Origin of the sequence: Moritella sp. (genome assembly GCF_033791185.1) — a bacterium.
Taxonomy (GTDB): Bacteria; Pseudomonadota; Gammaproteobacteria; order Enterobacterales; family Moritellaceae; genus Moritella.
Genome location: NZ_JASJHF010000231.1, coordinates 1 through 12,654, shown reverse-complemented (window position 1 = coordinate 12,654; position 12,654 = coordinate 1). Strand labels below are relative to the sequence as shown.

Annotated in this window: 11 protein-coding genes; 4 read left to right on the top strand and 7 right to left on the bottom strand. The window is 40.9% G+C overall.

All coding sequences use genetic code 11. The annotated features are described in order from the left end of the window. Positions 1 to 130 precede the first annotated feature (130 nt). Positions 131 to 1,213 (bottom strand): biotin synthase BioB, encoded by a 1,083-nt coding sequence (gene bioB, locus QNK26_RS13690; protein ID WP_319223876.1) that lies wholly within the window; start codon positions 1,211 to 1,213, stop codon positions 131 to 133. A gap of 91 nt (positions 1,214 to 1,304) precedes the next feature. Between bioB and bioA the strand changes: the two genes are divergently transcribed. The 4 genes from bioA to QNK26_RS13670 all read left to right on the top strand — a co-directional run bounded on the left by bioA (position 1,305) and on the right by QNK26_RS13670 (position 6,402). Then, positions 1,305 to 2,603: an adenosylmethionine--8-amino-7-oxononanoate transaminase gene (gene bioA / locus QNK26_RS13685; protein ID WP_319223873.1), complete on the top strand. Its 1,299-nt coding sequence runs from the start codon at positions 1,305 to 1,307 to the stop codon at positions 2,601 to 2,603. Positions 2,604 to 2,814: 211 nt separating this feature from the next. Next, the gene (locus QNK26_RS13680) at positions 2,815 to 3,177 is read left to right on the top strand and encodes a hypothetical protein (RefSeq protein ID WP_319223872.1); all 363 of its coding nucleotides are present in this window, start codon (positions 2,815 to 2,817) and stop codon (positions 3,175 to 3,177) included. 169 nt (positions 3,178 to 3,346) lie between these two features. Beyond that, positions 3,347 to 4,747 (top strand): asparagine--tRNA ligase, encoded by a 1,401-nt coding sequence (gene asnS, locus QNK26_RS13675; RefSeq protein ID WP_319223870.1) that lies wholly within the window; start codon positions 3,347 to 3,349, stop codon positions 4,745 to 4,747. 227 nt (positions 4,748 to 4,974) lie between these two features. Next, positions 4,975 to 6,402 (top strand): fasciclin domain-containing protein, encoded by a 1,428-nt coding sequence (locus tag QNK26_RS13670; protein ID WP_319223868.1) that lies wholly within the window; start codon positions 4,975 to 4,977, stop codon positions 6,400 to 6,402. Positions 6,403 to 6,487: 85 nt separating this feature from the next. Here QNK26_RS13670 and QNK26_RS13665 read toward each other — a convergent pair whose 3' ends face one another. From QNK26_RS13665 to QNK26_RS13640, 6 genes are all read right to left on the bottom strand, one after another. Continuing rightward, entirely contained in the window at positions 6,488 to 7,393 is a 906-nt protein-coding gene (locus QNK26_RS13665; protein ID WP_319223865.1) for an alpha/beta hydrolase, read from the bottom strand. A gap of 138 nt (positions 7,394 to 7,531) precedes the next feature. Beyond that, entirely contained in the window at positions 7,532 to 8,926 is a 1,395-nt protein-coding gene (locus QNK26_RS13660; RefSeq protein ID WP_319223863.1) for a wax ester/triacylglycerol synthase family O-acyltransferase, read from the bottom strand. Between the two features lie 21 nt (positions 8,927 to 8,947). Then, positions 8,948 to 9,244, bottom strand: a complete 297-nt coding sequence (locus QNK26_RS13655; RefSeq protein WP_319223860.1) for a polyhydroxyalkanoic acid system family protein — start codon at positions 9,242 to 9,244, stop codon at positions 8,948 to 8,950. A 132-nt stretch (positions 9,245 to 9,376) separates the two neighbouring features. Continuing rightward, complete coding sequence (locus tag QNK26_RS13650) at positions 9,377 to 9,913, bottom strand: lecithin retinol acyltransferase family protein (RefSeq protein ID WP_319223858.1); 537 nt, start codon at positions 9,911 to 9,913, stop codon at positions 9,377 to 9,379. A 34-nt stretch (positions 9,914 to 9,947) separates the two neighbouring features. Beyond that, positions 9,948 to 10,502, bottom strand: a complete 555-nt coding sequence (locus tag QNK26_RS13645) for an NAD(P)H nitroreductase (protein ID WP_319223856.1) — start codon at positions 10,500 to 10,502, stop codon at positions 9,948 to 9,950. A gap of 193 nt (positions 10,503 to 10,695) precedes the next feature. Continuing rightward, positions 10,696 to 12,654 (bottom strand): NADPH-dependent 2,4-dienoyl-CoA reductase (locus QNK26_RS13640; RefSeq protein ID WP_319223853.1); only part of this gene is annotated, 1,959 nt, incomplete at its 5' end.

Sequence of the window (12,654 nt, the reverse complement as noted above, 5' to 3'; positions counted from 1 at the left end):
TCGGGGTGTGTCGAGAGCCCCAAATAATCATTGGCTGAAAAATTAATGGCACCAAGACTTACCGCCCGTGTACGTAACAAGCAATCTGCTTGTTGTTGGTGTAATGCTTGCGTAATAAATTCAAATGCCATTAAGGTGCCGTGCTTGTTGCATCGTAAACCTTATCACTCACAACGCTAGCGTCATAAAACAGCGACGGCGACGCTTGTTCAGCAATTTCATCAAGCAGTTGTGCAGATTGTGCTTCATCACTTGCTTCACGAATACGTGCAGGCTGCAGACCTAACTTTTTAAATAAGCGTTTATCACTATCTTCATCAGGATTATCTGTGGTCAGTAACTTACAACCGTAGAAGATAGAATTAGCACCCGCCATGAAACATAGCGCTTGCGTTTGTTCACTCATCGCCTCACGGCCAGCCGATAAGCGAACATAAGATTTAGGCATGATGATCCGTGCAACAGCGATGGTACGAACAAATTCGAATGCATCTAAATCAGGCGCATCTTCAAGTGGTGTACCCGCGACTTTAACCAACATATTAATTGGTACGCTTTCTGGATGATGTGGTAAATTAGCCAGTGACTTAAGCAGACCAAAGCGGTCTTGTTGCTCCTCACCCATACCAACGATACCACCAGAGCAGACTTTCATGCCAGCTTCACGCACGTGATCTAAAGTATCTAAACGATCTTGATAAGTACGTGTAGTGATAATTTGTTGGTAATATTCTTCAGACGTATCTAAGTTATGGTTGTAATAATCCAAACCCGCTTCAGACAATGATTTCGCTTGATCGGGTGCTAACATACCTAGCGTCATGCACGTTTCAAGGCCCATCGCTTTAACACCTTTCACCATATCAATTAAGTACGGCATATCGCGTTTATGTGGGTTTTTCCATGCAGCCCCCATACAAAAACGACTCGCGCCATTGTCTTTTGCTTCAGCAGCACGTGTCAGTACGGTTTCAACTTGCATCAAACGTTCTTTTTCAATCCCAGTGGTATAACGTGCGCTCTGCGGGCAATACTTACAATCTTCCGGACAAGCGCCGGTTTTAATTGATAGCAGTGTACTGATTTGCACACTGTTCGGATCAAAATGTTGACGGTGTGCCGTTTGAGCTTGAAACATCAAATCATTAAACGGTTGGTTAAAAAGTGCTTCAATCTCATCAATTTGCCAATCATGGCGAACACGGTTAGTCATCTAAAATCCTTTATTTGAATTTGTGCTTAAACTCGATTAGTCTATCCAGCATAACCGTAAGGTCAACCAAATGCTAAAACCAAGGTTTACAATGACTCAAAAAACACACGATAATTTAATGAAGTTCGACCAGCAACATATCTGGCACCCTTACACATCGATGACAAAACCGCTGCCTTGCTATCACGTTGACAGCGCTGACGGGGTTTATCTAACGTTAAATGACGGCACAACACTCATCGATGGTATGTCTTCTTGGTGGGCATCTATTCACGGCTACAACGTGCCCGCGCTAAATCAAGCAATGCAGATCCAAGCCAGTAAAATGTCCCATGTGATGTTTGGTGGTATCACCCATGAACCCGCGATAAATCTGTGCCAAAAGTTAGTTGATATTACCCCCGACGGTCTAGAGTGTGTGTTCCTATCCGATTCCGGTTCAGTGAGCGTTGAAGTAGCAATGAAAATGGCGATCCAATATTGGCATCATCAACAACCGAGCAAGAAAAAGTTTGTCACCATACGTAATGGTTATCACGGTGATACCTTTGGCGCGATGTCGGTTTGTGATCCAGATAATGGCATGCACGAATTATTCACTGGTTTCTTGGCACCGCAGTACTTTATTAGCGCGCCGAGCATCAAGTTTGATGAACCATGGCAAGACAGTGCGATGCAAGATTTAGCCGACACCTTGGCTGAAAATCATCAAAACATTGCCGCATTTATTTTAGAGCCGATTGTACAAGGCGCAGGCGGCATGAAGTTCTATCATCCTGAGTTTTTACGCCAGGCAAAATTACTCTGTGAACGTTATGAGGTCTTGCTGATTGCAGATGAGATCGCCACAGGATTTGGTCGTACCGGTAAGTTGTTTGCCTGTGAACACGCTGCCATCACCCCAGATATTATGTGCCTAGGCAAAGGCATTACCGGCGGTTACATGACCTTAGCCGCAACGTTAACAACCCGGAACGTGGCCGAAACGATCAGTAATGGACCGAGTGGTGTATTGATGCACGGTCCCACATTTATGGGTAATCCGTTAGCTTGCGCTGTCGCCAATGCCAGTATTGACTTGTTAATGACCAGTGACTGGCAACAACAGGTCAAAGGCATTGAAGCACAAATGCAACAGGCATTATTACCATTGACTGAACATGATAATGTCACCGATGCGCGTGTGCTTGGCAGTATTGGCGTGATTGAAACGACGCAATCTATCGATCTTGCTAAAGCGCAGGTAGTGTTTGTTGAGTTAGGCGTATGGATCAGACCGTTTGGCAAGCTGTTGTATATCATGCCTCCCTATATCATTTCGGAAACAGAGCTCAACACATTATGTAATGTGATCAAGCAAGTTTTGGATACCGATATTTGGGCTAACTAATACTATTTTGGGTTAATAGCACTATTTTTGATTAATAACAAAAGTCAATTTAGCTTTCTCTGGCTTTGACTTGCAATATCATCAAAATGGTCTTTGCTAAACTATGGGGACCGCGTTGACATTTGTCACATCGGTCGTTAATTACAGTTAATGTAATGAGCTAAAGCGCAAGCTTGTTACATTAATCCAACCTTAGTTTGTGGAGTCATCTATGCTCAATAATTTATTGATTTTTGGTCTAAGCATAATCAGTTTTTCCGCTATATCGTATATTATTTATATTAAAATAATTGCACCACTTACCAGCATCACAGGTTATATCCAAGAAGCAAAATTTGAGCATAACATCATCAATAAACTTGAACATGCTACAAACACACACGGTCTATCTGAACGTTACAATTTGATGCTCGATAACAATATTAGTGAATCAAGTTATTTTGAAAAACTAGAGCAAAGTTTAAAACAGCGTACAGCAACCCCAGCAAATAAAGCTACAATCAAACCCAGCAGCAATTTGTTAAGTCAAACACGGTTACTACAGCAAAAGAAAAAACAAATTAATTACCATTAGGATCCTTAATTATTCTTCAATATCAGTGATAATTTACTAAATATTAAGCAAACAAAATGATTTTTCATTGTTTTTACTTGTATACTGCAACTGCAAAGGTAATATAACCTTACTTAAATAATCATCATTCGCTCAGCAAGAGCTTTTTATGCTGGAGAGCAATAATCCTATGACGCATTCGTCAGTTAAAGATATTTTTGCCGGTAAATTCCCGGTAGGTAGCACAGTTACAACAAAAGGCTGGATCCGCACACGTCGTGATTCTAAAGCGGGTATTTCTTTCTTAGCTATTTACGATGGTTCGTGTTTCGATCCTATCCAAGCAGTAGTAAGTAAAGATTTACCAAACTACGAAGCAGATGTATTAAATCTTACTGCTAGTTGTTCAGTTGAAGTTACTGGTGTAGTTGTTGAATCACCAGGTAAAGGTCAATCATTCGAAATCCAAGCAACAGAAGTCATTGTACTTGGTTTAGTTGAAGACCCAGACACTTACCCGATGTCAGCTAAACGTCACAGCATCGAATACCTTCGTGAACACGCTCACCTACGTGGCCGTACTAACGTTATGGGTGCGGTTATGCGTGTTCGTAACTGTTTATCACAAGCTATTCACCGTTTTTACCATGAAAATGGTTATAACTGGTTAAGTACACCACTTATCACTGGTAGTGATTGTGAAGGTGCTGGTGAAATGTTCCGTGTAAGTACACTGGATATGAATAACCTGCCTTTAACTGATAAAGGTGATGTTGATTACAAAGAAGACTTCTTTGGTAAAGAAACCTTTCTAACGGTATCTGGTCAACTTAACGCTGAAACTTATGCTTGTGCAATTGGTAAAGTTTACACTTTCGGTCCAACGTTCCGTGCTGAAAACTCAAACACAACACGTCACCTTGCAGAATTCTGGATGGTTGAACCTGAGATTGCGTTTGCTGATTTAGACGATGCGGCAAAACTAGCTGAAGATATGCTTAAATATTGCTTTAGAGCAGTACTAGACGAGCGTATGGATGACATGCAGTTCTTTGCACAACGTATCAACAAAGAAGCGATTACACGTTTAGAAAGCTTTGTAGATTCTGACTTTGCGCAAATTGATTACACTGATGCAATTAAGATCTTAGAAGAATGTGGTAAAGAATTCGAATTCCCAGTTTCTTGGGGTATCGATATGTCTTCTGAGCACGAACGTTATCTTGCTGAAGAACACTTCAAAGCACCTGTTGTTGTTAAAAACTACCCGAAAGACATTAAATCATTCTACATGCGTATGAATGAAGACGGTAAAACAGTTGCTGCAATGGACGTACTTGCACCTGGCATCGGCGAAATCATCGGTGGTAGCCAACGTGAAGAACGTTTAGATATGCTTGATAAGCGTATGGAAGAAATGGGCTTAAACAAAGAAGATTACTGGTGGTACCGCGACCTACGTCGTTTTGGTACAGTGCCACATTCTGGTTTCGGTCTAGGCTTCGAGCGTTTAGTGTCTTATGTAACTGGTATGCAAAATATCCGTGACGTAATTCCTTTCCCACGTGCACCACGCACAGCGGAATTCTAATTTAAGTATTAATTTGTCATTGGCAAATATATAACTTAAACAAAAGGCTGGTGAGATATTCATTTATCTTACCAGCTTTTTTTTGGCTATTATGTATACCTAAGTGATCTAAATCTATTTACCTTCCGTATTAAGTTTTGATGCTGACATTGTCACTAGCAAACTCCAACATAGTGAACACTAAGTTAGCGACACAAACAAAATTAAATAATATGGAAGGTAACGACATGTCTACTCAATATTCAAATTATTTGTCTTGGGCAAAAAAATCTAGCTTAGTACTATTTGCAAGTTCAACTCTATTTCTTACCGCATGTAATGGCGATAATGATAATGATAATGCTAACGCAGTCAGTTGCAGTGGTAGCATCGCTGAAATTGCCGATTGTGATAGTAATTTCGATACCCTGTATGCAGCAGTTGATGCGGCAGGTCTGGGTTCAACATTAAGCGGCGGTGAGTATACTGTTTTCGCACCAACTGATGCAGCATTTAACGAATTATTCTTAGCACTTGGGGTTACCCCTGCTGAGTTTTTAGCCCGAGCTGATTTAGCGGATATACTCACTTATCACGTATTGCAAGGCTCGGTGGATGCAAGCGCAGCAATCGCGCTAGCTGGCATGATGGATAATTCCTCGCGCACCGTTGAAACTTCAAATGTTGAGGTAACACTGATTGGACAAGACCTTTTTATCAATCGATCTAAAGTCATCATTCCTAACGTGGTGGCTGATAACGGTATCATACACGCAATAGATAAAGTCTTAATTCCACCTTCTTACTTTAATATTGTTGAAACTGCACAGGCAGATGGTAGGTTTAATACCTTAGTAGCGGCGGTAATTGAAGCCGGATTAGTAAATACTTTAGCAACGACCCCTGATTTAACCGTTTTTGCGCCAACAGATGATGCTTTTGCCGAACTAATTGCAACTAATGATTCGTTTAACAGCGCTGCAGACATCCTAGCATTGACTAATTTAAGTGATATTCTCCAGTATCACGTACTCGATTCAGAAGTTGATGCGATGACAGCGATTGGATTGTCAGGGAATACCAAAACACCACTTTATGCCGCTGTAAATCTTGCGATCTCTTATAGCGACCCTAATCTTTACATTAATACTTCAAAAGTGATTGTTGCTGATGTTGATGCATCTAACGGTATTGTCCATGCGATCGATAAAGTGTTGTTACCACCATCAGCAAATGCTTTATCTAATACAGGCGTGACAATAGGTGCCTTGGTAACTAATTTAGCTGGCGCTGCAAGTAATGCCGAATTCACAACGTTATTAGTGGCGCTTCAACAAGAAGGTTTAGATGCCGCATTGGTTGGTCCTGGACCATTCACAGTGTTTGCTCCAACCGATGCAGCGTTTGCGGAAGTTGGAACAGTTCAAGAGATCTTAGCACTTGCTGATTTGGGCGATATTTTAAAACAACATGTTATTAATGGTTCGGCAGTTGATTCAGTCTCCGCCTTTGCCGCAAATGGCTCTGCGGTCGCGACATTGCGAGCTGGTACTGCGCTTAATATTAATATCGACATGGGCGTACTGAAGGTAGGTAATGCAGAGGTTATTATCACTGATGTAGAGACATCAAATGGTGTGATACATGTCATTAATGCTGTGATCACTAGTCCATAAGGTGTAACTTATTCGTTAAATATTTCGGCCATATTCGTCCCGCTTTACGGGACGTTTATCGTCTGGCAATGAGAGCGCGAGTTTTCTAATTTTGCTGTTTTTTGATGAAGTCGACGATCTGCTGTAAGGCTGCTTTACTTTCAGGAAGCTGTTCAAACAATGGGAACACATGTGGCATTTCGCGCCAAACTTGTAAATGCGTTTCCACACCATGCGCTTGCATAAACTCAGCAAGTCGGGTCGAATCATCGCGCATTAACTCTGTACTGCCAGCATGAAACATAAAAGGCGGTAACCCGGTGAAATCAGCAAACAAAGGGGAAATTTCTTCATTATGTAAATCATGATTAGCCCCTTCCAAATATAAGTTTCGGCAATACAGCATCACATCTAAACTAAACAGTGCATCACTATAACGGTTTTCAACAGAAGAAAGGCCACTTTGAGTCATATCGGCGACGGGTGATATCAGCACACAGCAGTTAGGCATGGGTAAACCATTACGTCTCGCTCGAAGTAATAAAGACAAGGCAATATTACCGCCGGCTGAATCCCCAGCTATAATAATATCTTCAGGTAAAGTGCCAGCATCTAACAATGATTTATAAATAACATAACAGCTATCGAGAGCCGCAGGGAAAGGATATTCCGGCGCCAGTGGATAATCCGGTACAATCGCATGCAGATCTAACGGTTCAGCTAAACGCGCGATAAAATTATTATGGATCGCGGGGGTTTTGAACACAAACGCACCACCATGTACATATAATAATTTCTTTTTACTGTTTGAGAATTTCAGCTTTATTTCATCACATAAAGTGCCTTCACGCATAGATTGAGAACGTTCAATATTAGAACTGGTACCAAATACAAACTTATCTAACGCTCGCATCTGAAAACGCAGTTTATTAACGTCTTTGGTATTTTCAATCGAGCGCTTCACTGTTTGTTTCAAAAATAAATTCAGTGCTCTGGCTTGCCAACTAATCAAAATGACCTCGAACAATATTTATATGTATAAGGGCATTATAGCAATACAAGTTAGAAGCTTCTCTCTAAGATACAAAACTAGCATGAAATAAACGCAAGGAACAGATAAAGATAGCGACCTAAATCGCCCTCTTTAATGTTAACGTGAAGAGATTAATACTGAATGTTGCTTGGCATTATTAAGTATTTCTTCAGACAAAATTTCACACGCGGCTTCGACATGACGTGATAGTTGATCTAAATCTGGCAACTCATTTTTACAGCCAACCAAACCAAAAAACACTTCTTTATGATAGCTATATAAGGTGATATTTAATGCAGTACCAGCTGACAGCACAGATACTGGGTAAACTTCAGTTAACTTAGCTCCAGCAAGGTAAGCAAATTCTTGTTGACCACGTACATTCGAGACAATAACCGAGCCAAGTGGCGGTAAGAATTTAGAAATACCCAGCCATTCAGCAATTGACGCACTTGCCTGGATCAAAAGTGAAAAGTTCACTACGGACTCTTCCGGTAAACTGAACAAATCATCTTTAACACTACTGGTACGTTTATGAATGGTTTCTAAGTGATCGAGAGCATCGGCATCAACGTTACCGAGTTCCACACCCGTTAATGCATTGCGACGGCCGTTACCGATGCGCACAGGAACCTGAGCCACTAGCGGCTTGCGTAATAAGATGCCCTTCTCTTTCAAATAACGATTTAGACCAATATCGACACAACATAAAATGACATCATTTAAGGTCACACCAGTGATCTTACTAATCGAGCGCATTTTCTCAAAAGGCAGCCGCCCAAAAGAAACAATACGAGATCGCGTCGCTGGTACAGAAAATGGCGTTCGCGGAGCACAGAAGGGTAAAGCTGGCCCTTTATCACGTAAGTGTAAAAATTTTAATCCCATGCGTGAACTGAGCCTAATTAACCCAGGTACAGATTTAAGTTGCTTCAAGCCACTCACATAAGTCGATAACATATTTTCAATAACACCCGCAGACTCTTTATATCCTGGGCGGAATGATGGAATTTGCCAAAATGGACGATAATCATTGACCGATTGATCGCTTTTCAAATACCCAGACAACCAACTATTTGCCATTTTACCGTCAGCCATTGCGTAATGGATTTTTGTAAAAATAGCAAAACGCCCCTCTGAGAGGCCTTCTATTAGGTACACTTCCCATAACGGGCGCGTTCGATCAATCAGGTGTGAATGCAATCGTTCAACTAAATCACGTAGCTGCTCATCAGTGCCCTCACCAGGTAACATCGACATCCGAATATGATAATTAAAATCAAATTGACTATCATGAACCCAATAATACAAGCCACCAAAACTCTTTTTCAACTTAAAATTAAATGGTGTAGCGACAGCCGGATCCATGATTAATTTTTGAAATAGATCGCGGGCGAAATTGCCTTCATAATCCTTTGGTGGTTCAAATATTTGTAACCCTGAGAAATGCTTAGGACTTGCTGTACTCTCACTTAACAAAAATGAGGTTTCAACCAGTGATAATTGTTCCATAATTTAAGCCTTAGCCTTACTTTATCTATGCGAAAGCGCTGCACTTGGCAAAAGTTCATCTAACGTTTCTTCAATACTTTGTTTTAATACAAAGCTGACAGGAAACAGCAAGATCCCTAATTTTAATTTAATTCTGATACTTTCTACATCGGCATGTAAATACCCTCTGGTATGTGCATGCTTAATATGAAGTTTATCACCCTGCCACTCTAGCTTAAGGTCATATTCTTCTGCTATATCAATCATTACTTTATCTGCGATACTAATAATTTGCTTGTGCGGCAAACTATGATCGCGAATAATTTCAATGTTGCCCATAATTCATCACACTCGCTAATTATAACCCTTACGAGTTTTTAATCTAATTGCCAATATTATAAGTAGAATAACTAGAAAGCGCGTACTAAATCAGTAAGCGCTCGAAGGTAGGAATTAAGTATAAAGTAGTATTTAATTATCCAGATCATCCTCAACATCTTGATTTGTATTGGTTAGTAGCACTAACCAAAAACCTGCCGAAGTGAACATGGCATGTTTCCACCAAGTAAATGTTGCCTCATTTAAGTGTGATAACTGTGACGCAATACTCCAAAGCAATGCCGATTTAAAGCGACCGCTAGTAAACTTATTAACAAGTAATGTCGCAATCAGGATAAGCGCTCGCCGTAATTGCGGGCTCGTTATTTTTACACCACAAACTTCATGTACAAAATGCTCACAGTTATTTTTCAATAAATGATAGCGCTTTTGATCTGAAATCAATTGTTTCGCATTATCAATGATATTTTCGGCAGGTAAACTTTCGGGTAAAAAACCATGATCGATAATTTCTTTGTCATCAGAAAAATCGCTTAAGCTGACCAAGCCACGCCCTAATCGAGCCCGTGAATTTTCATAAACATGACCACAACCATCCGAAATACCAACGTGATGGTAAAGTGGAAATTGTACACTGAGTAAATGCCCTTTGGGATATTGTGCTGCCATCTTAATTCCTGCGATTTATTCGAATTACAAAGCCTTAGCTATCCATACGAGTAATAAAGCTATTACTCTCTAGCTGACGAATTTTTTTACATGAAACATCTGGGGTACCTAAATATAAAAAACCTACAATTTCATCTTTTTCTTCCAGCTCAAGCTTTTGTTTTATGTGGTTATCATAAGCAAACCAACCAGTACGCCATATGCCATTAAACCCTTGTGCTAGTGCCGCCATTTGCATCGCCATGACCACACAGCCTGCTGACATCAACTGCTCAGATTCTGGGATCTTAGGATGTGCTTCTATCCGTGCAATCACAGTTATAATTTGCGGTGCTCGGAATGGTGCATTCGCCGCTTTTAATACATCTTTTTCGGCTTTGCCAAGATTAAACGCGGCATCTTGAAAATAACGAGATAATGTTTTTAAACCTTCACCTTCGGTAATAATAAAACGCCAAGGAGTCAGTCCACCATGATCAGGGACACGCAATCCAGCACTAATAATATTATCTAATGCCTCACCACTTGGGGCTGGCTCAATAAGCTGACTACATGAATGACGATTTATTAATAGATCAATTGCGTCCATTTTTACTACTTTGAACTATGAATGATAGTTAAAGTATTAAATGCGAGTCATAAAATATCAAGTTATAAATACGTTAAGATCAAAAAAGCCCATACATGATATGGGCTAACTTTCACAAAAATTGTCGCGGCAATAGTCCGTTTTATTGCCTTATATTTTTATTGACCACATCGTAGGTCAACGCAAATTGGCATTAAATCGTTGCCGCTAATTCCGCACCTTGGCGAATAGCACGTTTTGCGTCTAACTCACCAGCTTCAAAAGCACCACCGATTAAATGCGTCTGCACTTTTTCAGATTTTAACTGCTCAAACAATTCTCTGAACGGTTCTTGACCCGCACACAAAATCACATTATCAACCTCGAGTACTTTTTTAACGCCATCGACGGTAATATGTAAACCTTGATCATCAATAAGATCATATGAAGCACCTTTGATCATTTCTACATTTTTCTTCTGCAATGTCGCTCTGTGTACCCAACCACTGGTTTTACCTAATCCAGCACCAACTTTAGTATCTTTACGCTGTAGTAGAAAAACTTCACGCGCAGGCGCTGTATTTTTAGCTGCTGTTAAACCACCTACCGTAGTATCGTCTTGTGTTACGCCCCACTCGCTCAACCACTGTTGAGTATTAATAGACGGTGATTCACCTTGCTCTTCGACCAAATATTCTGAGATATCAAAGCCAATACCACCAGCACCAATTACCGCGACACGTTTACCGACTGGCTTATGGTCACGTAACACTTCAATATAACTGAGCACTTTCTCATGTTTAACGCCAGGGATCGGCGGTGTACGTGGTTTAATACCGGTAGCGACCACAACATCATCGTAGCCTTTACCTTGCAAAGTTTTCACGGTTACGACTTCATTTAAATGTAAGTTAATACCCAGCACTTCAATCTGCTTTGCATAATAACGTAGTGTTTCGTAGAACTCTTCTTTGCCCGGTACTTGTTTAGCATAATTAAACTGTCCACCAATCTCTGAACGGCTATCAAAAATATCAATCGTATGACCACGCTCAGCGGCATAACAAGCAAAAGCTAAACCTGCAGGACCCGCCCCAACAACGGCAATATGTTTTGATTTCTTGGCTGTTTGAAAAGTCAGTTCGGTTTCAAAGCACGCTTGTGGGTTTACCAGACAAGATGCTCTTTTTGCTTTAAAGACATGATCTAGACATGCTTGATTGCAGGCGATACAGGTATTAATTTCATCGGCTTTACCTGCTGTCGCTTTCGCAACAAAATAAGGGTCAGCCAGCATCGGACGCGCCATCGAAACCATATCAGCTTGGCCTGAAGCTAATATACTCTCCGCAACTTCGGGGGTATTGATACGGTTAGTTGTCACTAAAGGTACATTCACATGTTCCTTCATTTTCTCTGTTACCCAAGTAAACGCGGCACGCGGCACACTGGTTACAATGGTAGGTACACGTGCTTCATGCCAGCCGATGCCGGTATTTATAATAGTCACACCAGCTTTTTCAAGTGCTTGTGCAAGCTCTACCGCTTCTTCAAAGGTACTGCCATCTTCAACAAGATCTAACATTGAAAGGCGGAAGATAATGATAAAGTCATTACCAACACGTTGACGAATTGCTTTTACAATCTCAACAGGGAAACGCATACGATTTTGATAGCTACCACCCCATTCATCAGTACGCTTATTGCTGCGACGACAAATAAACTGATTGATAAGATAACCCTCAGAACCCATGACCTCCACACCATCATAACCGGCAAACTTAGCTAATTCAGCTGTTTTAGCGAAATCAGCGATAGTGCAACGAATCGAACGTTTTGACATCGCTCTAGGTGTAAACGGGTTAATCGGCGCTTTTTTCTTACTCGCACTGACACTAAATGGATGATAGGCATAACGCCCAGCATGCAAGATTTGTAACGCGATTTTACTGCCATTATCATGCACAGCTTGTGTGACAACTTGGTGTTTCTTCGCTTGCCATTTATAAGATAGCTGCATACCGTGCGGCATTAGACGACCACGTAGGTTTGGCGAGATACCACCGGTAACAATTAAACCAACACCGCCTTTTGCACGTTCGGCATAAAAAGCGGCCAGTTTTTCAAATCCATTTTTTTCTTCTTCTAAGCCTGTATGCATCGAGCCCATTAA

Bases quoted from the DNA above. Each gene is read 5' to 3' on its own strand.
- bioB (WP_319223876.1), bottom strand. From the start codon at position 1,213: ATGACTAACCGTGTTCGCCATGATTGGCAAATTGATGAGATTGAAGCA.
- bioA (WP_319223873.1), top strand. From the start codon at position 1,305: ATGACTCAAAAAACACACGATAATTTAATGAAGTTCGACCAGCAACAT.
- QNK26_RS13680 (WP_319223872.1), top strand. From the start codon at position 2,815: ATGCTCAATAATTTATTGATTTTTGGTCTAAGCATAATCAGTTTTTCC.
- asnS (WP_319223870.1), top strand. From the start codon at position 3,347: ATGACGCATTCGTCAGTTAAAGATATTTTTGCCGGTAAATTCCCGGTA.
- QNK26_RS13670 (WP_319223868.1), top strand. From the start codon at position 4,975: ATGTCTACTCAATATTCAAATTATTTGTCTTGGGCAAAAAAATCTAGC.
- QNK26_RS13660 (WP_319223863.1), bottom strand. From the start codon at position 8,926: ATGGAACAATTATCACTGGTTGAAACCTCATTTTTGTTAAGTGAGAGT.
- QNK26_RS13655 (WP_319223860.1), bottom strand. From the start codon at position 9,244: ATGGGCAACATTGAAATTATTCGCGATCATAGTTTGCCGCACAAGCAA.
- QNK26_RS13650 (WP_319223858.1), bottom strand. From the start codon at position 9,913: ATGGCAGCACAATATCCCAAAGGGCATTTACTCAGTGTACAATTTCCA.
- QNK26_RS13645 (WP_319223856.1), bottom strand. From the start codon at position 10,502: ATGGACGCAATTGATCTATTAATAAATCGTCATTCATGTAGTCAGCTT.